The organism is Amycolatopsis granulosa, from assembly GCF_011758745.1.
In the GTDB taxonomy this organism is placed as follows: domain Bacteria; phylum Actinomycetota; class Actinomycetes; order Mycobacteriales; family Pseudonocardiaceae; genus Amycolatopsis_E; species Amycolatopsis_E granulosa.
The window spans coordinates 4,483,839-4,503,349 of the sequence record NZ_JAANOV010000001.1 but is presented as its reverse complement, the minus strand read 5'-3'; the positions used below and the strand labels follow the sequence as shown (position 1 = coordinate 4,503,349).

The window sequence follows — 19,511 nt, the reverse complement described above, 5'->3', positions numbered from 1 at the left end:
CTGGTGGCGATCGAAAGTCGCCCCGCGCGGTGGGTGTAGCTCAGTTGGTAGAGCACCTGGTTGTGGTCCAGGAAGTCGCGGGTTCGAGTCCCGTCACTCACCCCAATGGCCCCACCCTGCTCGGTCGCTTGGCGGCCTCGCTGGGTGGGGTTCGTCATTGTTTCTGGGGGCCGAGCCCCCAGGCCCCCACGGTGCGAGCTCCTCACCTTGACGGGCGCTGATCACGCTGGCCATGAACCAGCACCGTTGAGGTAAGCCCTGCTCGGTCGCTTCGCGGCCTCGCTGGGTGGGGTTCGTCATTGTTTCTGGGGGCCGAGCCCCCAGGCCCCCACGGTGCGAGCTTCTCACCTTGGCGGGCGCTGATCAGGCTGGCCATGGACCAGCATCGTTGAGGCGGGCCCTACCGGTCGCGGAGCGACCTCGTGGGCCAGGCGCGGGCGGGGAGCACAGGTCGCCTAGCGGCCCCGCCGGGTTGGGGCGTTCATACCTCAGGGTCACCCCCCGCGTGCGAGCTTCTCACCTTGGCGGGCGCTGATCACGCTGGCCACGAACCAGCATCGTTGAGGCGGGGCCTTACCGGTCGCGGAGCGACCTCGTGGGCCGTGGGCGTGAGCTGTGGTGGTCGCGCGGACTGTGGCTGGGTTCCGAGTGTGGGGGCGCGTCAGTTTGCCGGGGTGGTCCAGGCGGGCCAGCTCAGTTGCCACACCGACCAGCCGTCGGTCGGCTCCAGCTGTGGGCCGCCACTGTTGACAACCGTGAACACATCGCCCTTCTTCGACAAGTCCATCAGCCACTTGGCGTTGTCGTTCGACAAGTTGATGCAGCCGTGGCTCACGTTCCGGCGCCCCTGCGAACCCACCGACCACGGCGCCGAGTGGTAGAAGATCCCGCTGTTGGACAACCGCACCGCGTACTTCACGAAGGTGCGGTAACCACCAGGCGTGTCGGCCGGGACACCGTAGGTCCCGGAATCCATCGTGTACCCCTCATGCTCACTCATCACCGTGTACGTACCCGACGGCGTCGTGTGCCCCGGCTTGCCCATCGAAATCGGCAGGGTCCGCACCTCGGCGTCGTTCACCGACACCGTCGCCCGGTGCGAGGCACCGTCCGCGACCACCACCACCTTGTCGCCCACCGTGACGTGCGCCGACCGGTCCTCCAGGCCGTACGCGCCACCACCCAGCGGCTTGCCGTAGATCGCCGCGTCCACCGAGATCTTCGTGCCCGGCCGCCAGTAGTCCTTCGGCCGCCAGATCACCGTGCTGTCCCCCGTCCAGCGGAAGGCGCCCTCGGTGACCGGCTCGGTCACCACCCGCAATGCGCGCTCCGCCGCCGCCCGATCGGCCACCTGCGAGGTGAACGTGAAGATCAACGGCATCCCCACGCCGACCGTCTCGCCCTCCTGCGCGTTCAGCGAGACGGAGATCGTCCGCCGCGGCTTCGCGACCGTGGTGAACGCCGAGGTCGAGGTGACCGGCTTCCCGTCCGCCCCCACCGCGACGACGGTGAGCGCGTACTGCTTGCCGTAACCGAGCCCCTCGGCGAACTCCCACGACCGGCCATCCGGCGACAACACGCCCGGCACCGCCACACCCTCGGGATTACGAAGCGTGACCTCCGTCAGCTTGCCGTCGGTCGTCTTGACCGAAACGGGCTCCCCAGGCGCGACGTCCACGGCACCGGCCGGGGGAACCACGGCCAGCGACACCGGCCTGGCCACATCCGCCTGGCCCGCCGGAGCGTCGTGCCCACCGGAGCCACCCTGGGCCGGCCCCGCCGTGCACCCGGCCAGCAACACGGCCGCCAGCACCAGCCCTGCCCATCCGCCCGCCGCCACCGAACGCCGCATCGCGCCCCCATCGAGTGAAGATCGTCCGCTTCGCACCTGTAGCTCCAGTTTGCCCGATCACCGCCCGCACCGCGCCGCGACCTGCCGAAACGCTTTTCAGGACCCTCCGTAAAGGGCCCCTGCAGGACGTGCTAACCTTTTCCACGTCGCCAGGGAGACCAGGCGGCCCACGCCAGCGCCATTAGCTCAACTGGCAGAGCAGCTGACTCTTAATCAGCGGGTTCGGGGTTCGAGTCCCTGATGGCGCACCATCACCCCAGGTCAAAGACCTGGGGTTTTTGCTTTTTGATCTTGCTGTGCTTTTACTGTTCCTTTTCGGCCCACCGAGCGCCCCCAGGACGATCGCCGGGCCCCGTGACGGAGCGTGCCGCCCGACGTAGGTATCTGTGGTTTGGGACACACGAGAGTGCCCTAGAAGATCGCTGGCTTCGCGCGTCGGAAGCACGTCGGTGACCAGCGTCGCCACCGTCCGGCGAAACGTGCGCGGTGTGAACCAGTCGCCGATCCCGTGACGCTCACGGAAGGCGCGCCAGTCTCGTCGGAGGTTGCTGGCCTCGCGGAGCCCGCCCAAAGTGTTGGGGAAGACCCAGCCCGTCAGTTCCTCGGGCCTGACACCCTGCTCGGCGGCCAGACGGGCTCGCCGGTCCAGGAGCATCTCGACGAGCCAATCAGCTAGCGGGACACCGCGGAGCGCGTTGGCGCTCTTGCCCTCGTTGATCTTGGCACCGTCCGCCTTCGTGCGGACCATGTTGCCCTCGACCCACGCCACTTTCTCGGCGAAGTCGATGTTTTCCCATCGCACGGCGATGCCCTCGCCGGTACGCTCCCCCGTGCCGCCGTAGAACCGCATGATGTCCGGCAGGTCCTGCCGCTGCGCGACCTCGTCGGCATCGGCCTTGGCGAAGATGCTCAGCACCTCGTCGGCCGTCAGCGCTCGGACCGGCTTCTTACGCTTGCGCGTCTCGACGGGCCGGGCATCACGGACAGGGTTCGCCTTAAGTGCATCGTGCCGCACAGCCAAGCCGCAGAACCCCGAGATGATCGCTCGGACGGTCCTAGCCGTGCTCGCCGAGTAGTCCCTGTTGACGTCCTGGATGATCTTGTCGACCCGCCCAGTGTTCAGCTCGTCGATGCGGAGCGCTTCGACACACGGCTTCACGAGGGTCAGCCAACGCTGTTCGTACGTGTCGAGTGAGGTGCCGCTCCGCTGGCCGAGAGCGACCTGTTCGCGGAACTCTTCCAGCCACTTCTCGGCGACGATGACGACCTTGGTGTCGGGCTTGATCAGGCCCGTGCCGATCTGCCGCTCACGGAGCCGCTCGCGGAGCTTGTTCTCCGCTCTGGTCTTGGTATCAGCCCAGCAGCGCACCGGTCGGACAACACCGTCAACGTCCCGGTACTTGCACCAAGCCTTCCAGCTCGATCCGTCCTTCTTGGAACTGATCTTGCCGTAGGTGCCCACAGGTAGCGGCGGACGCCCCATGTCGTCGTGTTCCCTTCTCAGGCAGCGTCGTCGAGCGATTCGAACCACGCGATGACGTCGGCTGCCTTGTAGCGCAGGTACTTGCCCACCCGCTTGCCCTTCGGGCCGTAGTTGCGGGTGCGCCAGTCGTAGAGGGTGGTCACCGGGACGCCGAGGTACTCGGCGACGTCATCGACAGTCCAGAGCCTTTCCATATCGTGTCTCCTCACTTACCGGGCAAGGGATTCCTCCATCTCTTCACGTGCGACCCGTTTGCGCTCGCGGGCTTTGGCGGCCGCCGTGTTGGCCAGGGCCGCGTCTCCGATCGTGAGCCAGCCAATGCCGTCGAAAATCCAATTGAGGATGACCACTGATGCGTCGCCGTCCCGGTCTGCGTCTGCCGGCATCACCTCATCGGGGTGTTCGCCGCGATGAAAGGCTTTGCGGACGGCCCTCAGCGCCGTGAGCGTGGTGGAGTAGCGGCGGCTCTTGGTAGAGAAGTGGCCGCCGAAGCCGAGCATGTGCGCCCACTTTTGGAGCTTTCCCCAGCCTTCGGCCCATTCGGTGCGTTGTTGTGTGCTGGTGTAGTAGAAGGGCCGCTGCCCGAGCCACCAGCACGCGACGAGCTGCCGTGACTGGTGGTTATCGCGCTCCGCGTGCATGTTGGCGTCGAGCTGCGTCAGCCGCCGGGAGACGTGCCCGGCATCCTCGGTGGCCTTGGTGGCGTACTTGGCGAGGTAGGCGGCCACCGCAGTGGTCGTCAGCGCGCCACGGTCATCTTGATCGCTCGTGTTGAGGTGGACGGGGCGGATGTCGCGCTGCTTGCCCCAGGTCAGAGCCCAGCCGGTGCGTCGCCGGGGGTGGGGTGCCGTGGTGAAGCGCGTGACGGTCGCAGCGGTGTCGATGAGGCTGCTCAGCAGCTCCGGCGTGATACTCGGGTCCGGCGTCACGATGGTATCCGGATCAGCCGGGTCGAGCCCGTCGAGCCTGATCAGGGCGTGGAAGTGCACCACGCCGCGCCGCTGGTACTCGGCCACTTTGGCATAGGAGAGCCGGACCTTGACGCCCCGGTCCTTGGCGACGGTTTTGAGGTAGCGGTTCAGGGTGATCGTGGTGCGCCGCCACAGCTCCCCGGCGTGAAAGTTCCAGACGGCCTGAGCCTCGTAGTCGTAGCAGTCCCGGCAGATCGGCTCCCCCACTCGCGAGTCATCCTCGCCATGTCGGACCCGGCACTCAGTCGAGCGACCGTGCGGGCAGAGCGGGGCGTAGCGCCGGGGCCGACACGGCTTAACCTGCCCGTTGCTGACCACGCGGCTGTGCACACGCCCGAAGGCCGGCGCAGTGAGGGTGACGAAGAAGCACGGGTGCTCGGTCACGGTTGCGGGCACGCCCTTGCCGCCGACGAGCCCGGCCCTGACGAGTTGATAGGTGTCGGCCCGGTAGGTCTCGGCGCAGGCGGGACAGACCGAGGCACGGCGGTTCTTACAAGCGACGTAGAGCAGCCCGTCCGGCATGTCGTCGGTGACCCGCTCGACCCCACCGCCGCCCCAGTCGGCTTCGACGCGGAGGCGTACTGGTCTGGAGCAGGCGGCCGCGGGCATGACGTGGGCGAGCCACCAGCGGTAGTCGGGGCTGGCGGCGCGGCGGAGGATGTCCGGCTCGGCGACGGCTCCCAGCCCCACCACCGTCTTGGTGGTGGGGCTGAGGGTCATGGTCGAGACGGTCAACAGTGCTCCGGTCAGAACAGGTGGGCGTAGGTCTCGACGTCGCGGGTGGTGGCCCACCGCCAGCCCTCCAGGAGTTCGCCAGTTGGCGAGTAAGCAGGCAGCAGCGCGTAAGGGTCGAACGCGGAAATCGGCAAGGCGATGAAGCCGCCGATCTCAGGAGCGTGGGCCAGGCGGGCAACGTCGACGGCGTTGTTGTCGCCGGTGACGAAGACCCACAGCTGCTCGGGAGTGAGGGCCATGGGTTTCGTTGCGGTCAGCATGAGGGCAGTCCTCTCCTGCGAGACGAAAGGGGAATTGCGTTACGCGACAGTCTTTTTGGTGCGAAGCTGGCGCGCGTATTCGACGAGCGAGTGAATGTGCGCGTCGGTGAGGTAGGCAGTTTTCATCCGCCGTGGGGTGCCGCCTTCGGCGAGCAGCAGAGCGACGCCGCGTTCCTCCGGTGCAATGTGGGAGGCGTCGAAGCCCTGGGAGGCCCAGCCGCGGCCGAGGATGATGTCGGAGCTGGAATCAGTGGTGCACCGGTAGGCCATGCGGTACCCGAACAGGTCCCGCAAGCTGGTGGGGATGATGTCGGCCGAGGGCCGTTGAGTAGCAGCGACGACGATGATTCCGGCGGCCCGGCCCCGGGCGACGAGGTCGCGCAGGAGCCGCACGAAGGTGTCTTGCTGGTCCTTGCTGCCCATGGTGGCCGAGAACAGGGCCAGTTCATCGATGACGACCATGATGACGTCGACGGGGTCGTGACGGTCGATCTTGCGCCGACGGACCCGGTCCAGTTCGGCGTAGCGGCGGTCCATCTCCGCCTGCAACCGCTCCAACGCGATCAGAGCGCGTTCGATGTCGGGACCGACGAACAAGTCGGCCACCTCGCGCCACAGGCCCAGCTCGACCTGTTTGCCGTCGAACAGCCACAACGACAGGTCCGGGCAGAGAGCACCGTGGGCGACGATGTTGTTGAGCCCGACCGACTTGCCTGCGCCGGGTTCCCCGGCGAGCAGGATGTTGCGCCAGATCAGTTCGATGTCGACGCCGTAGCCGTCTTCATAGATGCCGAGGTGGACGGGGTCGTAGATGGACAGTCCCGCGACGGGGATCGTGGTCTTGCGCATGACCGGCCTCCTCAGTCGATGTAGTCGGACAGGTCGTCGACCACCACGGCCGGCCTCGGCGCAGGCTTCTCCCGCACAGGCACAACAGGGGCGGCCGCGATCGGCTCGGTGCCCTCACCCCGGGACTTGCGTACCAGGTTCGCTACCTTCGCCAGGGGCGAGTCGATGGGCGTCGAGCGGTCCAGCGGGTCACGACGGATGACCTCGACCGCAAACAGGGTGGACAGCTTGCGCACCCGGTGCACCCGCGCATCCCGGGCGTAGCAGGCAGGCGCGATGTACTCGAGGACCGCTTCCAGATCCCCGGCCGAGGAGCCCGCACGGCTCCACAACCAGACCCGCTCCCCGGTCTTCGTGGGCCGGGCCCACAGCATGAACGGCAACGCGCCGTCCAGGTTCATCGTGCGTGCCCGCGCCTGCCGCAGACACGTGCGCAACCGGTGCCGATCGACCAGGCACCAGAACCGGGAGAACACGAACCACCGGGTCGGTGGCACCAGCACGACCACCACGACGACCCCGGTGAAGATCAGCCAGGCGAAGCCCTCGCCGACCTCGTGGTACAGCCACGCCATGCTCGCAAGGAACACGGCAGCCAGAAAGATCTCTGCGCGCCAGCGCAGCAGCACGCCCAGGCCGACCACGAACCAGTGCTGCTTCGGGGCGTGCCAGAACTCCATGACGTCGACACGGCGCGCGCCACGCGCACCACGGATAGACTTGGTCACGACTCCTCCAAGGTGGAGACGACAGAGGCACGGGCCGGGCAGGAACCGCCAAGAACCAGACCGGTCCCGTGCTTCTCTCGTGGATCAGAAATAGTGACAGAATTCGGTGCTGTACAAGAATTCGTACAGCGCCTGCTGTAGCCGGACGAAGTCCTGACTGCTCTCGACCTTCGGATATCCCTTACAGGCCAGCAAATCGGCCACGTCGTGGATCAGACTGAAGGTGAAGCGCGGTTCTCGATCGTCTTCCTTCGGATCGACGGGGTAGTTGTTCACGGGTGGCTCCTCAGGAGCCGGACGTGTTCGAACCGGACTTCGAAGCGGGGACAGCCTTGATGTCGGTCGCGCGGAAAGCCACACCGTTGCGGCCGTTCTGTGCCCACGGAATCGCCTGCAACTCCACCGGGGTGACAAGGGAACCAGTCGGAACCTTCGGCGGCTGCGCAGCCGCCACGGTCACGGTGATCACCTCAGCCCCGCCGTTGTCCATCGCAACCAGCTGCACAGACCACATGGGAACGTTGGTGTTGCGCTCGACCCGCTGCACCCCGTTCTGATCCGTCTTCGGCTGAGCCTCACGACCCACCGTGAACGTCACCTGCGAAGTGTCAATCATCAATCGCATCTCAATGCCTCCAAGGCAGCTACTTGATTCAGCACCCGCGGTATGCCCCGGTGTATTGCGGTGTGCCGTATCAAGATGCCTCGGGGCGCGGGGACCACTTCACCGCACGGAAGGACATCTCAGGACGTCCTTGGTACCTTGAAGACGTCCCTAGCTGTACAGGGGGAGGGTTGAGGATGAACGAGCGTCTTCGTGACGCGATGCTGTCCCAGGGGATCACGCCGGACGAGCTTGCCGAGCGTATCGCAGTGGACCCGAAGACGGTCGAGCGCTGGATCACCAAGGGCCGCACGCCCTACGCGAAATCGCGCCACAAGATCGCCGCGATCTTGCAGGAGAGCGAGAGCTACCTGTGGCCGGACGCGCTGTCCGAGGCCAAGGCGAGCGAGGTCAGCAACTCCGAGATCGTGAAGGTCTACGCCCACCGCAACTCGGTGCCGGCCGACCTCTGGGACAAGCTCCTGGACGAGGCGACGACGTACGTGGACATGCTGGTCTACGTCGGCATGTTCATGACCGAGAAGCCCGGCCTGTTGGACCTCCTGCGCAGCAAGGCCGAAGCGGGGGCGCGGATCCGGCTGCTGTTCGGTGACCGAAATGCAGACGCGGTTGTCCAGCGAAGCATCGACGAGGGCATCGGACCGCACACGATCTCCGCGAAGATCGACCACGCCCTGGCCTACTTCCGCAAGCTCGACAACGTGCCCGGGATCGACATCCGAACTCACCGAACGGTGCTCTACAACAGCATCTTCCGGTTCGACGACCAGATGATCGTCAACCCGCACGTCTACGGCAAGATGGCCGCCCACGCCCCCGCGCTGCACCTGCGGCGGTTGTCGGCGGGCGACCTGTTCACCACCTACGCGGACAGCTTCACCGCCGTGTGGGAGCACGCTCAACCGCACAAGTGGGAGGACTGAGGCTCGTGCCGAAGAAGGACTACTACGACGACCCCGACGCCCCGGCCGCCAACAGCATCGTGACCGCGGTCGCCGCAGTCGTGCGCAACGAGGCTGGCGAAATCCTGATGATCGAGCGCACCGACAACGGCCTGTGGGCGCTCCCCGGCGGGGCCCAGGACCTCGGCGAGTCAGTGGTGGACGCCGTGCGGCGCGAGGTCGAGGAAGAGACCGGGCTGACGGTCGAGGTCACTGGGATCAGTGGCATCTACTCCGACCCCAAGCACGTCATCGCCTACGACGACGGCGAGGTTCGCCAGGAGTTCTCGATCTGCTTCCACGCCCGCCCGCTGGCAGGGACGTTGCGGCCCAGCTCGGAGTCACGGCAGGTGTATTGGGTCGCGCCGGAGCGCCTGGACGAGCTGGACATTCACCCGTCCATGCGGCTGCGCATCGACCACGCGGTCAAGAACCCCGCGGACGTCCATTTGGGTTAGCCGCCGAGACGGCGGAGAGACGGCCCTTCGTGCGCTCGACGGCTGCCAGCAGTTCAGGAGTGGCACCCGTGATGAACCGAGTCACGAGGTGGTCATGGCCGTAGCGCCGCTTGATCTCCGCGATACGGTCTTCAGCGTCGACGGTCTCGCCGTCCGGCGAGGTGGTGAGGTCGCAGTACCAGAGCGCGTCGCGGATCGAGCCGCGCTCATCGTGGAAGTCGGCCAGCTCGTCGGTCAGCCCCCGCAGTTCGGCTTCATAGACGGCGTAGGAGTGGTGTGCGACGAGGTGCACGAGCCGTTCGGGGGCATCGACCTTGGCGAGGTAGGTAGCGCCGTCGATGGGGTGGAAGCCGGTGTCGACCAGATCGGGGGCATACCCGATGTCGTGAAGGATGGCCGCGGCTTCGAGGAGTTCGGCGTCCGATCCGGCGATCGGCGCGAGGGTGCGCGCCTGCCGGGCTACGCCCTGGACGTGGGCCCATCGTCGAGGCAGCGCGTCACGCAGCTTCGCCTCGGAGAGGTCGTATGCCCACGAGATCAGCGACATCCGCCCACCGTAACGTCAAGATTCAGCGGACGCACGAGGCCCGCGAACGAAGGTGCCCTTAGAGCGGACAGTGACGACCAGGCCCAGTTCCCGCAGGATGCTGGTCGCGTGACGAGCCGTGCCCAGCGCCACGCCGTACTCAGCGGCCAGGCGCCGTTCGGCCGGCAACGGCGTATTGGGCTTGAGCTGCCCCGCCGCGATGAGCCTGGCCAGGTGATCGGCCAGGTGCTCGTAGATGTACTTGTCCGGATTGCTCTCCGGATCAAAGACGATGCGTTCGTCGACGGCCTGACTGCCGTCGAGGTCATCGCTCATGCTCCCTCCTGCCTCTCGGCGATACCGGTCGTGCGCCTCGCCGCGTGGTGGTGCTGCCGATCGCAGCGGGCACGTTGCCAGAGTATCCGAAGTTGGGATACTCGCGGGCTCTCCGGTCGCCTTGACAGGTGGAGAAGTCGATCTACTCGGCCGAATACCGGGAGCTCTGCCGCATCCTGCGCGAGTTGCGCAAGGAAGCTGGCCTCACACAGGTGCAGGTGGCAGAGCGTCTCGGGGTCCCGCAATCGTTCGTGAGCAAATACGAGACCGGCGAGCGGCGATTAGATGTGATCGAGCTAATAAAAGTATGCCGCACACTCGGCATAGCACCAATAGAAGTCATCTCCCAACTCGATCTTGAATGAGATGCCGAGCACTACATATGATACGTCTGCGGAAAGAGGGGAAGTACCGTAGCAGCCTTATCGAGATCCAAGACAAAGCCTTTACAGACGTCGTAGCAAATCTCAACACTCTCCTTTGTGAAAACTAGGCCACCGTCAACGATTTCTAGTCCAACTTGCTTAACCTGAGACAAAGAATTTTTCTGTATCTGACGCGAAGTGAGTCTTCCAAGACCGTGAGCAACCGCGTTTCGCGCTTCAATAAGTAGATTGAAGCGACCCCAGGAGTGCCAACCTCCCCACGATATCTGAAAGTAGGCCGCGTACGACTCTTTTCGCTCGGACCACGACATCGCTGTCTTGTCCTTTATTGTTTCAGCCATCTTTCGCTGCACGGGGTCGTCAGGGTAGATTGACCGAACAAGTAGGTCGCTAAAGAGCAAGTCGGTATAGCTCTCAGTAATGCTAACCAGCCGGAAGCAATAGCTCTGGAGTTGAATTGTTTCGTGGTCTGGCGCGCCAGGAGCGCTGAAAGTAGTAGGGATCCGGCCGATCAAGGGTCTTTCAAATTTCGCGGCCTGAAGGTACGAAATGAGCGTCGATCCAAATTGCTGTATGGCACTTTGCGTGAGCGGATGGAGGACGGTTTCGAGCATTAGGGGTTCTCCGGCAGTAGCGCAGCGAAGAGTGGTGTCGTTCCTCTCAGCGCGCGGTACTGTTTCTCGTCCATTGCCTGCTGACTTCTTAGGTTTGAAGCGCATTGGAGATACCATGAAGCCAAGGCGTCAGGCTGTGTACGTAGCAAAATGTCTACTTCTTTATATTTTACTCGCCCGACAGTCGACAATGCGAGGGCAGCTTCGGCCCTGGTCGGCGCGGTATGTTGTTTGTAAAGCATGTCCTCTATCCATTGGGTAATCTGCGTACTCCGCTCCAAATTTTCGTCGCCGACAAGCTCGAGATCGGAAATCATTCGCAAAGTCCAAATGCGCTGCCAATCACTCAAACTCAGCTCTGTAACTACAGTCTTGATGAAGTTCCTTGTGATCTCCAGGTCCGCGTTGCCCGTCTGGGAGACGTATTGCATAACCCAAGGCGTAAGCGAAGGCGTGTAGGTGACCAATTTAGCAACATCAGACAGCACAGACGGATTTTTGTCACGAATAAGAACCCGAAGTGCACGCCTTAGAAGTTTGATTTGCGCTCCGTCAAGGTTCGTGAGCTCAATCTCCCGAAAATCGGTGTCCTTCTCTTTCTTGCTCTTAACAACCGTGGATTGTATGACGTCGACGGCCCAGTCGGCGTCGTCCGCTCCGATGCCTTCAGTGTAGTCGCCAACTACATCTTCTGGGGCATTATGCACCAAATGCTCCGGAATCTCGTCGTCGATAGCCAGACCGAAATTCTCCTCCGCATACGTTGCAGCCTTTGGTGTCGTCGTCTTTGCGTCGTTGATGGTTAGCCCCACTTCGCGTGCAGCAGAATCGACGCGCTCGATAAAGTCGAGTGCTTCAGAGAAACTTGTTGCAGCGATTCTGAAGTCATCGTTGAACCGCCAGGTCGGCACCCCTTGTCTCAACAAGTCACGTTCGATCATGTATGCGTAGATCTCAGAAAGTCGATCGGAAGAGTCGAAGAGTTGTGGCACGCCGAAACCCCTACCAGTTACCTGACCGAGAAAGCCGCCCAGGAATTCGATCGCTTCGAATTCAGAGGACCGTGCCGTAAGCTCACTTGAAAGAACCGCATGATCTATGTACTGATAGAACGCAGTCAAGTCAGTCTTCACAATATACCGAACGTCTGAACCCTCCAACGTAATATGGGAGAAGAACTCTCCGAGAAGAAGGGTCTGACTATCGGGCTGTTCCACAAGTCTCGGCTGACTGCTTCTCGCGTACTCGATCGGGCCACCAATGAAGGCTAGATAAGCCTGGGGGCTTCGATCAAGCGCCGGTTCGCCCGCCAGTACCAGATCCGAGATCGCCCGGTAAATAATCCGCTCAGGAATTCCCCATATCGAGAGCGGACGAATACCGCGATGCGCCTTGCGCGTAGCTACATTGACCTGACCGCTAGGAAAAAATCCGGCCTGAAGGCGACCTTTTATCCATTTCTCTAACTTCTGCGAATTCTTTAGTGCTTCAGTCCAACCAGGCATGCGGGGAAGGAGATCCGGATCGCCTTTTGACTCCGCCTCGATTGCATCCGAAAGCTTCAGTCTGCTCACTAGTTTCGCATCCATCTTCATTAAAGCCAAGATCCTTCCCGGTCATCGGTCCATGATCGACGGCCTAGTTACCTGGGGGCGTGAGGTGAGAACTTTCTTTACGTCTTCAAGCCGCCCTGCCGGGCGGGCGCGCGGACCGAACTGGCGCGCGGCCGAGCTGGACCGCTCTGCTTGGCCCGGCCGCGCTGAACGCCGTCGGCCAGCGCGCGCACGTCAGGGAGGGGCACAAGACGGGCAGGGGGCTCCGAGTGCAGGCCACTGCCCGACCGGGCCACCTTCCCGCGATCGCCGGATGGTCAAAGCCGGGACGGGCGCCGTCAACCCCGCTGCGCGCCGATCACGCCCGCGGTGCTCACTCTGCGTCCGGAAGGTCACGGAACGTACGTCGCGGGTCGGGCGTGATCGGTTACAGGGTTGACAGCGCCCGTCCCGGCTGTGGGCGGCTTTGGATCGCGGGAAGGTGGCGCCTGGTTGGTGGTCCGGTGCCAGCCGCGCCCGCTGATCACGTTCCGTAGTGTGCGCCAGCCCGGCAACTGTGCTTTTACTGTGCCCAATGGACCCGAGGAAACCCGCAACGGCCCTGGACGACCGTCGTTTGCATCCGCGAAAGACCGAGGTCACGAGGGATGTTCAGGACCTTCCCCAGGTGCCCGGAGGAGTTGATCTCCCAACAGCGGGTTCGGGGTTCGAGTCCCTGATGGCGCACAGTCACCCCAGGTCCACGGGCCTGGGGTTTTTTTGCTGTCCGCGCCCCGCGCTGCCGCTACCGCGCTCGCGGGGTGGGCCGCCGCAGCCCACCCCGCGAGCGGTATCAACGCCCGGCCGGGAGTTCGACCCACTCCAGTGCCCACTGGTTGAGTTCCAGCAGGACCTTGCCGAGGGCCGCCCCCTTCTCGGTCAACCGGTACTCGATGCGCACCGGCGTGCTGGCGTGCACAGTCCGCTCGACGAGCCCGTCGGCCTCGAGATCCTTCAGGCGCTGCGACAGCAGCTTGTCGGTCATACCGGGAACCGCGCTGGAAATGTCGCTGAACCGGGTGGCCCCCGCCAGAAGTGCGCGCAACACCGTCGCCGCCCAGCGGCGGCCGAGCGTGTCCATCGCCGACGCGAAGTACGGGCAGTACGGCCGGATGGACTCGATGTCCAGCTCCCGCTGTGTCATGGCTCACTCCTCGACATTCCACATGGGGAAAGTCCCTATCCTCATGATAGCTACTAGCTCGACCGAGGAGCAGAATATGCCCGAGTCCCGTACGACCACACTGTCGTACGACGTTTTTGTGTCCGAGCCCATCCCCACCACCGGCACGCTCCCCACCGGGAAGCCCCAGCTGTGGTCACCCCTCTCGACGACGCTCATTTCGGGCGCGGCCGACGCGGTTCTGGTCGACCCGCCGTTCACGGCCGAGCAGACCCGTCGGGTCGGTGACTGGATCGAGCGCTCCGGCAAGCGGCTCACCCACATCTACGTCACGCACGGCCACGGCGATCACTGGTTCGGGGCGGCGGCGTTGGTCGAGCGCTTCCCCGGATCGACCGTGCACGCCACCGAAGGCACCGTCGCGCTCATGCACGCCTCGGCGTCCGGGGCCCGGAAAGCGTTCTGGGACAGGCTCTTTCCCGGGCAGATCCCCGACACCCGGGTGATCGCCCGGCCGTTGCCGGCCGAAACCCTGGCGCTGGAAGGACATCCGCTGATCGCGGTCGAGGTCGGGCACAGCGACTGCGACGACTCCACCGTGCTGCACGTGCCCGACCTCGGGCTGGTCGTCGCGGGCGACGTCGCCTACAACAACGTGCACCAGTACCTCGCCGACGGCGGGCTCGACGGCGGCATCGACGCCTGGCTGCGGGCCCTCGACAAGGTGCGGGGCCTGGCGCCCACGGCCGTGGTCGCCGGTCACAAGGATCCCGCCCGCGCCGACGATCCCGGCATCCTCGACGAGACCGCCGACTACCTGCGCACCGCCCAGCGGGTGCTGGCCGGCAAACCCGCGCCACGCGAGTTCTTCGACGAGATGGTCCGGCACTACCCGGACCGGCTCAACCCGGGCACCGTCTGGCTGAACGCGCAGAGGCTGACGTGATGCGGGCAGTTCGATTCCACGAGTTCGGCGGACCGGAGCACCTTCGCGTCGAGCAGCTCCCCGATCCACAGCCCGACGGCGAACACGTACTGATCCGGGTCACCCGTGCCGGTGTCAGCCCGCTCGACGACAAGGTCCGAGCCGGTGTGCTGCCGTCGTCGATGCGCAAGCCGCTGCCGCTGGTACCCGGCGCCAGCGCCGTGGGCCGGGTGACCGATCCGGGTGGTTCCGGGTACGCGCCGGGAACGCGAGTTCTGTTGTGCGGGTGGGGTTACGGCACGAAGACCGACGGGACCTGGCGGGAAGTGCTGGCGGTTCCGCCGACCCACCTGGTGGCCATCCCCGACGGCGTGACCGACGACGAGGCGGCGGCGTTGGTGGCCGGGTCGGGATATCTCACCGCCTGGCTGGCGCTCACCAGGGTCGTGCCCCTGCGCCCGGGACAGGTCGTGCTGGCACCGGGCATCCACGGCGCGGTGGCCTCCGCCGCGGCTCAGGTGGCGCCGGTCCTCGGCGCCGCACAGGTCATCTCCACCGCTCGTGGCGCCGACCGCGCCACCGCGATTCCGCACGACGACAAGCTCACGGTCATCGACCTCGGCCGCGAGACCCTGGCCGAGGGCGTCGCACGGGTGACCGGCGGCTCCGGCGTGGACATCGTGCTCGACCCGCTCGGCGGCGACATCACCGGTCCGGCGCTGGGCACCCTGCGGTCCGGCGGAACCCTGGTCAGCATCGGCTACACCGCGGGCACCAAGGCCACGATCGACGTCACCGACCTGATCTGGAAAACCGTGAAGATCGCCGGTTTCCTCTTCACCGCGTTCACCCAGCAGGAGATCGCCGACACCTACCGCACCCTGCTGGAGCAGCTCGCCACCCGTGCCCTGAAACCGGCGGTCGACCGGATCTACCCGCTCGAACAGGCGGCCGACGCGCAACGGCGCGTCGTCGAGGACCGTCCGCCCGGCCGGGTGTTCCTCGACCCGACCGGCACCGACCACCAGAATCGTCCCGACACCAAGGGAGCGACCACATGACCCTCACCTCCGAGCACGGGACGATCACGCTCGAACGCGACGGGCACATCCTGCTGATCGGCCTCAACCGGCCGCAGAAGCACAACGCGTTCAACCTCGCGATGCTGCACGACCTCTCCCGCGCCTACGCCCTGCTCGAATCGGACGACGACCTGCGCTGCGGTGTGCTGTTCGCGCACGGCGAGCACTTCACCGCGGGACTGGACCTGGCCGACGTCGGCCCGGCAATCCAGTCGGGCACCGGTTTCTACCCGGAAGACGGCCGCGATCCGTGGCGCCTGGACGGGGACTGGACCACCCCGGTCGTCGCCGCCGCCCAGGGCCGCGTGCTCACGCTGGGCATCGAGCTGCTCCTCGCCGCCGACATCCGGGTCGCGGCCCGCGACACCCGCTTCTCCCAGCTCGAGGTCCGCCGCGGCATCTACCCGTTCGGCGGAGCGACCCTGCGCTTCCCGCGCGAAACCGGCTGGGGCAACGCCATGCGCTGGATGCTCACCGGCGACGAGTTCGACGCCGCCGAGGCCCACCGCATCGGTCTCGTCCAGGAGGTCGTCAGCGCCGACCCCGTGGCACACGCGGTCGCGATCGCCCGCAGCATCGCCGACACCGCCGCGCCGCTCGGCGTCCGCGCCGTGCTCGAGTCGGCACACCGCGCCCGCGACCACGGCGACCCGGCCGCCATCGAGGAGCTCACCCCCACCGTCACCCGGCTGTTCGCCACCGCCGACGGTCAGGAGGGCATCCAGTCGTTCATCGAGCGGCGCAAGGCGGTCTTCACCGGCCGGTAGGAGCACCCGTCAGCGCGCTCCTACCGCCGGGAGGCCGGACCGGGCCCCACCCCGGTCCGGCCTCCCTTCGATCCCAACGACAGCCAGATCAACCCACTCGTTCGAGCGGGGCGTGGCCGGTCGTCACACGACTTCTTCCAGCGTGACACGGCGTCCCTCGACAATCGAACGCCAGCCTGCCAACGCTGCTTGCAGGGCTTGCAGCGCATCACGGCCGTCGGCGGCGATGTCGTCCGGGGCCGCACCCGCTTTGGCGGCCGCGATGGCGTTGCCGAACGAGCTGAGCTGGTCGATGTAGGACTGCGCGTAGCGCGTGGGGAAGAAGTCGACGAGGCGCGGAGTCGTGAACCCTCCGGCACCGATGCGCGTCGCCTGCGGGAGCGCCTCGTTCCCGGCGTGCAGCGTGCCCGCTTCGCCGTGCACCTCGATGCGCTGGTCGAACCCGTACGAGGTGGCGCGGCAGTTGTCGATCCCGATGAGCGTCCCGCGGGCCATTTCGAGGATGAGGAAGACGGTGTCGGTGTCGCCGACGGCCAGCGCGTCGGTGTCGAAGGTCCCGGTCCCGCGGGCGGTCACGGCCACGATGTCGTCATCGACGAGATACCGCGCCGTGTCGAAGTCGTGGATCGTCATGTCGCGCAGCATGCTGCCCGCCGAGCGCGGGTAGCCGGGAGGCGGCGGGAACGGGTCGCGCGAGATGATGTGCACCGAGCGGACCGGTCCGGTCTCCGTGCCGATTCTCGCCTTGAGATCCCGGAACAGCGGGTCGAACCGCCGGTTGAAGGCCGTCCGCAGCACCAGACCCTTCTCGGCGGCCAGTGCCGTGAGGTGCCGTACTTCCTTTACGTCTTCGGACAACGGCTTCTCACACAGCACGTGCAGGCCGGCGTCGAGCGCCAGCGTGGTGTGCTCGACGTGGAACGGAGTGCTCGAGGCGACGAGGGCGGCGTCCAGTTCCAGGCCGGCGGACAGAAGCTCGTCCACCGACTCGAAGGTTTTCGCACCGAGCTGCGCGGCGGCTGCCCTCGCGTCCGGATTCGCGTCCGCGACCGCACGGACGTTGATCGGCAGGTTCCCGCTGGCGATGGCCTTCGCGTGGACCTGCGCGATCCGGCCGAAGCCCAGTAGCGCGATGTCGGTCATAGAGCACTCCCTCGTGTCCGCTGGTGACCAGTGGCTTGACCATAGCCGCAGATCCTGTATTTTCGAAATAGTCGGAGATATTCGTTACGTAGTCGTCGGACTCCTCACCGTGGAAGGCCCCAGGCAATGGCGCAGGATGTTGATCTCTTGGCAACGTGTTGGACGACGGCTGGCTCCGCCGGGCCGCTCATCGGCAATGACCACAGTGAGTTCGGGCTCCTCGATCGGATCTCGGCCGCGGCCGAAGCGGGCTTCACGGGTTTCGGGCTGCTCCTGGAGGACCTGCAGATCGCCGAGAAGTCCGTCGGGTGGTCCCAGGTCCGCGACCACTTGCGTGCCTCGGGCATCGAGCACATCGAGATCGAGATGCTCAACGACTGGTTCCGCACGGGCGCGGCGCGGCAGAAGTCCGATGAGGACCGCGCGTACCTCCTGCGGGCGGCGCACTTCTTCCACCCCCGGCACGTGAAGGTCGGCGGCAGCATCGACGGTGAGGCACTCGACGTGGCCGTCGTCGGTGATGCGCTCGGCTCGGTGTGCGACGACTTCGCCGAGGCGGGGTGCGCTGTCGCGTTCGAGATCATGCCGCACGGCAACGTGAACACGATCGGCAAGGGCGTGGCCATCGTCGACCGGGCCAACCGCGCCAATGCGGGGTTGATGATCGATCTCTGGCACATCAGCCGGTCGGCCAGCACGTTCGAGGAGATCGCGGCGCTGCCCGGCCATTACGTGGTCGGCGTCGAACTCGATGACGGACCCGCGGAGCCGCTGGGCGACGATCTGCTCCACGAGACGCTGCACGACCGGAACCTGACCGGTGAAGGGGGGATGGACGTGGCGGGCTTCGTCGCCGCGATCCGTGCCACCGGGTTCTCCGGTCCCTGGGGCGTGGAGATCATCTCCGACGAGCATCGTGCCCGCGCGCTCAAGGACCAGGCGCACGAGTCCTACCGGACGGCCAGGAGGTTCCTGTGACGGACACGCTTGGCATCGCCTGCCTCGGGGTCACTCATCCGCACGCTTCCGGACGGGTCCGGAAGATGATCGGGACGCCGGGCGTGCGGGTGGTGGGCGCGGCCGACGACGCGGATGTCATCGAACCGTTCACGCGGCTGCTGAACATCCCGCGCAGGTCCGCCGACGAGCTGCTGGCGGATCCCGGCGTCCACGCGGTGCTGATCCACTCGAAGAGCAAGGACATGACACCGCTGGCGGTACGCGCCATGCGCGCGGGCAAGGCGGTCCTGGTCGAGAAGCCGGGCGGGGCGTCGGTGTCCGACCTGAAGGAACTCACCGAGGTGGCGGAAGAGACCGGATCGGTCTGCCAGGTCGGGTTCACCTACCGCTTCTCACCGGCGATCACCGCGGCCAGCGAGATCCTGCGAGCGGGAGCCCTCGGGGACGTGCTCCAGGTGCGTGCGCACGGGGCCTGTTCCCTGGACGAGGCCGCGACATCGCACATCAACCTGCCGGACGACATGGGAGGCGCGTTCTGGGTCATCGGTTCGCACATCGTCGACCTCGTCCTGTCCCAGTTCGGGGTTCCGGTATCGGTGAACGGGCGGGTGTCGAAGCTTCCTGGCGACCAGCGTTCCGCTTACCGCGAGGACGCCGCGGTCGCCATCCTCAACTACCCGGACCGCTCCGTCTCGATCGACTTCTTCTCCTGGGACTCCATGCCCTGGGTGGAGAGCTGGGTCATCGAGGCACACGGAACGGGCGGCAGCCTGTACACGCGCCCGCTCCCGGTCGGCTTCGACCTGTTCCTCGCCAACGGTTTCGCCGGCTATCCGAAGGGATGGACGCGATGGTCGGAAAGCGCGTTCCCGGAGCCCTGGGCCGCGCACACGACGGAGTACTCACCGGAGCTCGCGGAGATCGCGAACACCGAGTTCTTCGACATCGAGGGCGACGCCTTCCTGCGGGCGGTCCGGGGCGAAGCGCAGGTTGTCGTGACGCCGAGGGACGCCTACAACGCGGCGCACGTCATCGAGACCGTGTACCGCTCCTCCGCCGAGGGCGGCGCTGAGGTCAAGGTCTGAGCCAGGTCTGCGGACCGGACCGGGATGGAAGCCGGCGATGTCGAAGGGGGCATGGTGCGGGACGGGTGTA

General features: G+C 65.7%; 21 protein-coding genes, 2 tRNA genes and 1 pseudogene. 10 read left to right on the top strand and 14 right to left on the bottom strand.

Annotated features, from left to right (window positions below):
* The first annotated feature begins 29 nt into the window (after positions 1–29).
* Positions 30–105 (top strand) — tRNA-His (locus tag FHX45_RS22130).
* A 556-nt stretch (positions 106–661) separates the two neighbouring features.
* On the opposite strand, the gene FHX45_RS22125 is transcribed toward FHX45_RS22130, so the two are convergent.
* A complete protein-coding gene (locus FHX45_RS22125) occupies positions 662–1,852 on the bottom strand; it encodes a L,D-transpeptidase (protein ID WP_167105256.1) in 1,191 nt (396 codons plus the stop codon).
* 175 nt (positions 1,853–2,027) lie between these two features.
* Between FHX45_RS22125 and FHX45_RS22120 the strand changes: the two genes are divergently transcribed.
* Positions 2,028–2,103: transfer RNA gene (locus tag FHX45_RS22120), tRNA-Lys, on the top strand.
* Positions 2,104–2,237: 134 nt separating this feature from the next.
* On the opposite strand, the pseudogene FHX45_RS28755 reads toward FHX45_RS22120, so the two are convergent.
* The 8 genes and pseudogenes from FHX45_RS28755 to FHX45_RS22080 all read right to left on the bottom strand — a co-directional run.
* A pseudogene (locus tag FHX45_RS28755) lies at positions 2,238–3,335 on the bottom strand (site-specific integrase); the annotation flags it as partial.
* A gap of 17 nt (positions 3,336–3,352) precedes the next feature.
* Positions 3,353–3,529 (bottom strand): helix-turn-helix transcriptional regulator, encoded by a 177-nt coding sequence (locus tag FHX45_RS22110; RefSeq protein ID WP_167105253.1) that lies wholly within the window; start codon positions 3,527–3,529, stop codon positions 3,353–3,355.
* Between the two features lie 15 nt (positions 3,530–3,544).
* A complete protein-coding gene (locus FHX45_RS22105) occupies positions 3,545–5,041 on the bottom strand; it encodes a replication initiator (protein WP_243869183.1) in 1,497 nt (498 codons plus the stop codon).
* A gap of 11 nt (positions 5,042–5,052) precedes the next feature.
* On the bottom strand, positions 5,053–5,301 hold the full coding sequence (locus FHX45_RS22100; protein ID WP_243869181.1) for a hypothetical protein: 249 nt from the start codon (positions 5,299–5,301) through the stop codon (positions 5,053–5,055).
* A gap of 39 nt (positions 5,302–5,340) precedes the next feature.
* Positions 5,341–6,150: an FtsK/SpoIIIE domain-containing protein gene (locus tag FHX45_RS22095; protein ID WP_167105250.1), complete on the bottom strand. Its 810-nt coding sequence runs from the start codon at positions 6,148–6,150 to the stop codon at positions 5,341–5,343.
* A gap of 11 nt (positions 6,151–6,161) precedes the next feature.
* Entirely contained in the window at positions 6,162–6,878 is a 717-nt protein-coding gene (locus FHX45_RS22090) for a hypothetical protein (protein WP_341771567.1), read from the bottom strand.
* A gap of 84 nt (positions 6,879–6,962) precedes the next feature.
* Entirely contained in the window at positions 6,963–7,154 is a 192-nt protein-coding gene (locus FHX45_RS22085) for a hypothetical protein (protein ID WP_167105247.1), read from the bottom strand.
* A gap of 10 nt (positions 7,155–7,164) precedes the next feature.
* Entirely contained in the window at positions 7,165–7,476 is a 312-nt protein-coding gene (locus FHX45_RS22080) for a hypothetical protein (RefSeq protein ID WP_341771566.1), read from the bottom strand.
* Positions 7,477–7,679: 203 nt separating this feature from the next.
* Between FHX45_RS22080 and FHX45_RS22075 the strand changes: the two genes are divergently transcribed.
* Both FHX45_RS22075 and FHX45_RS22070 read left to right on the top strand, forming a co-directional pair.
* A complete protein-coding gene (locus tag FHX45_RS22075) occupies positions 7,680–8,426 on the top strand; it encodes a helix-turn-helix domain-containing protein (protein ID WP_167105241.1) in 747 nt (248 codons plus the stop codon).
* A 5-nt stretch (positions 8,427–8,431) separates the two neighbouring features.
* Positions 8,432–8,902 (top strand): NUDIX domain-containing protein, encoded by a 471-nt coding sequence (locus tag FHX45_RS22070; protein ID WP_167105238.1) that lies wholly within the window; start codon positions 8,432–8,434, stop codon positions 8,900–8,902.
* On the opposite strand, the gene FHX45_RS22065 is transcribed toward FHX45_RS22070, so the two are convergent.
* On the bottom strand, positions 8,871–9,449 hold the full coding sequence (locus tag FHX45_RS22065; protein WP_167105235.1) for an HD domain-containing protein: 579 nt from the start codon (positions 9,447–9,449) through the stop codon (positions 8,871–8,873). The genes FHX45_RS22070 and FHX45_RS22065 overlap by 32 nt on opposite strands.
* A 15-nt stretch (positions 9,450–9,464) precedes the next feature.
* Positions 9,465–9,764, bottom strand: coding sequence for a winged helix-turn-helix domain-containing protein (locus tag FHX45_RS22060; protein ID WP_208406043.1), 300 nt, complete (start codon positions 9,762–9,764; stop codon positions 9,465–9,467).
* A 128-nt stretch (positions 9,765–9,892) separates the two neighbouring features.
* On the opposite strand from FHX45_RS22060, the gene FHX45_RS22055 reads away from it, so the two are divergent.
* Entirely contained in the window at positions 9,893–10,129 is a 237-nt protein-coding gene (locus tag FHX45_RS22055; protein ID WP_167105232.1) for a helix-turn-helix domain-containing protein, read from the top strand.
* 634 nt (positions 10,130–10,763) lie between these two features.
* Here the strand turns inward: FHX45_RS22055 and FHX45_RS22050 are convergent.
* The gene (locus FHX45_RS22050) at positions 10,764–12,359 is read right to left on the bottom strand and encodes a reverse transcriptase domain-containing protein (RefSeq protein WP_167105229.1); all 1,596 of its coding nucleotides are present in this window, start codon (positions 12,357–12,359) and stop codon (positions 10,764–10,766) included.
* Positions 12,360–13,149: 790 nt separating this feature from the next.
* Positions 13,150–13,500, bottom strand: coding sequence for a winged helix-turn-helix transcriptional regulator (locus tag FHX45_RS22045; RefSeq protein ID WP_167105226.1), 351 nt, complete (start codon positions 13,498–13,500; stop codon positions 13,150–13,152).
* Between the two features lie 76 nt (positions 13,501–13,576).
* On the opposite strand from FHX45_RS22045, the gene FHX45_RS22040 reads away from it, so the two are divergent.
* Genes FHX45_RS22040 through FHX45_RS22030 form a run of 3 tightly spaced genes read left to right on the top strand, consistent with a single transcriptional unit; the run spans position 13,577 to position 16,253 of the window.
* Positions 13,577–14,425 carry an MBL fold metallo-hydrolase gene (locus tag FHX45_RS22040; protein WP_167105223.1) on the top strand — a complete coding sequence of 283 codons (849 nt, stop codon included), beginning with the start codon at positions 13,577–13,579 and terminating at the stop codon, positions 14,423–14,425.
* The gene (locus FHX45_RS22035) at positions 14,425–15,465 is read left to right on the top strand and encodes a quinone oxidoreductase family protein (RefSeq protein WP_167105220.1); all 1,041 of its coding nucleotides are present in this window, start codon (positions 14,425–14,427) and stop codon (positions 15,463–15,465) included. The genes FHX45_RS22040 and FHX45_RS22035 overlap by 1 nt, the downstream gene beginning before the upstream one ends.
* On the top strand, positions 15,462–16,253 hold the full coding sequence (locus FHX45_RS22030) for a crotonase/enoyl-CoA hydratase family protein (RefSeq protein WP_167105217.1): 792 nt from the start codon (positions 15,462–15,464) through the stop codon (positions 16,251–16,253). Before FHX45_RS22035 ends, FHX45_RS22030 begins: the two co-directional genes overlap by 4 nt.
* Positions 16,254–16,376: 123 nt before the next feature.
* Here the strand turns inward: FHX45_RS22030 and FHX45_RS22025 are convergent, their stop codons facing one another.
* Positions 16,377–17,396, bottom strand: a complete 1,020-nt coding sequence (locus FHX45_RS22025) for a Gfo/Idh/MocA family oxidoreductase (RefSeq protein ID WP_167105214.1) — start codon at positions 17,394–17,396, stop codon at positions 16,377–16,379.
* A 147-nt stretch (positions 17,397–17,543) separates the two neighbouring features.
* Here FHX45_RS22025 and FHX45_RS22020 point away from each other — a divergent pair, with 147 nt between their 5' ends.
* Both FHX45_RS22020 and FHX45_RS22015 read left to right on the top strand, forming a co-directional pair.
* Positions 17,544–18,374, top strand: a complete 831-nt coding sequence (locus tag FHX45_RS22020; RefSeq protein WP_167105211.1) for a sugar phosphate isomerase/epimerase family protein — start codon at positions 17,544–17,546, stop codon at positions 18,372–18,374.
* Positions 18,371–19,441, top strand: a complete 1,071-nt coding sequence (locus tag FHX45_RS22015; RefSeq protein ID WP_167105208.1) for a Gfo/Idh/MocA family protein — start codon at positions 18,371–18,373, stop codon at positions 19,439–19,441. The genes FHX45_RS22020 and FHX45_RS22015 overlap by 4 nt, the downstream gene beginning before the upstream one ends.
* Positions 19,442–19,511: the final 70 nt, after the last annotated feature.

Excerpts from the sequence above, each read along its gene's own strand:
- FHX45_RS22075 (WP_167105241.1), top strand. The coding sequence starts at position 7,680 with ATGAACGAGCGTCTTCGTGACGCGATGCTGTCCCAGGGGATCACGCCG.
- FHX45_RS22030 (WP_167105217.1), top strand. The coding sequence starts at position 15,462 with ATGACCCTCACCTCCGAGCACGGGACGATCACGCTCGAACGCGACGGG.
- FHX45_RS22065 (WP_167105235.1), bottom strand. The coding sequence starts at position 9,449 with ATGTCGCTGATCTCGTGGGCATACGACCTCTCCGAGGCGAAGCTGCGT.
- FHX45_RS22050 (WP_167105229.1), bottom strand. The coding sequence starts at position 12,359 with ATGAAGATGGATGCGAAACTAGTGAGCAGACTGAAGCTTTCGGATGCA.
- FHX45_RS22100 (WP_243869181.1), bottom strand. The coding sequence starts at position 5,301 with ATGCTGACCGCAACGAAACCCATGGCCCTCACTCCCGAGCAGCTGTGG.
- FHX45_RS22040 (WP_167105223.1), top strand. The coding sequence starts at position 13,577 with ATGCCCGAGTCCCGTACGACCACACTGTCGTACGACGTTTTTGTGTCC.
- FHX45_RS22025 (WP_167105214.1), bottom strand. The coding sequence starts at position 17,396 with ATGACCGACATCGCGCTACTGGGCTTCGGCCGGATCGCGCAGGTCCAC.
- FHX45_RS22125 (WP_167105256.1), bottom strand. The coding sequence starts at position 1,852 with ATGCGGCGTTCGGTGGCGGCGGGCGGATGGGCAGGGCTGGTGCTGGCG.
- FHX45_RS22035 (WP_167105220.1), top strand. The coding sequence starts at position 14,425 with ATGCGGGCAGTTCGATTCCACGAGTTCGGCGGACCGGAGCACCTTCGC.
- FHX45_RS22110 (WP_167105253.1), bottom strand. The coding sequence starts at position 3,529 with ATGGAAAGGCTCTGGACTGTCGATGACGTCGCCGAGTACCTCGGCGTC.
- FHX45_RS22095 (WP_167105250.1), bottom strand. The coding sequence starts at position 6,150 with ATGCGCAAGACCACGATCCCCGTCGCGGGACTGTCCATCTACGACCCC.
- FHX45_RS22060 (WP_208406043.1), bottom strand. The coding sequence starts at position 9,764 with ATGAGCGATGACCTCGACGGCAGTCAGGCCGTCGACGAACGCATCGTC.
- FHX45_RS22045 (WP_167105226.1), bottom strand. The coding sequence starts at position 13,500 with ATGACACAGCGGGAGCTGGACATCGAGTCCATCCGGCCGTACTGCCCG.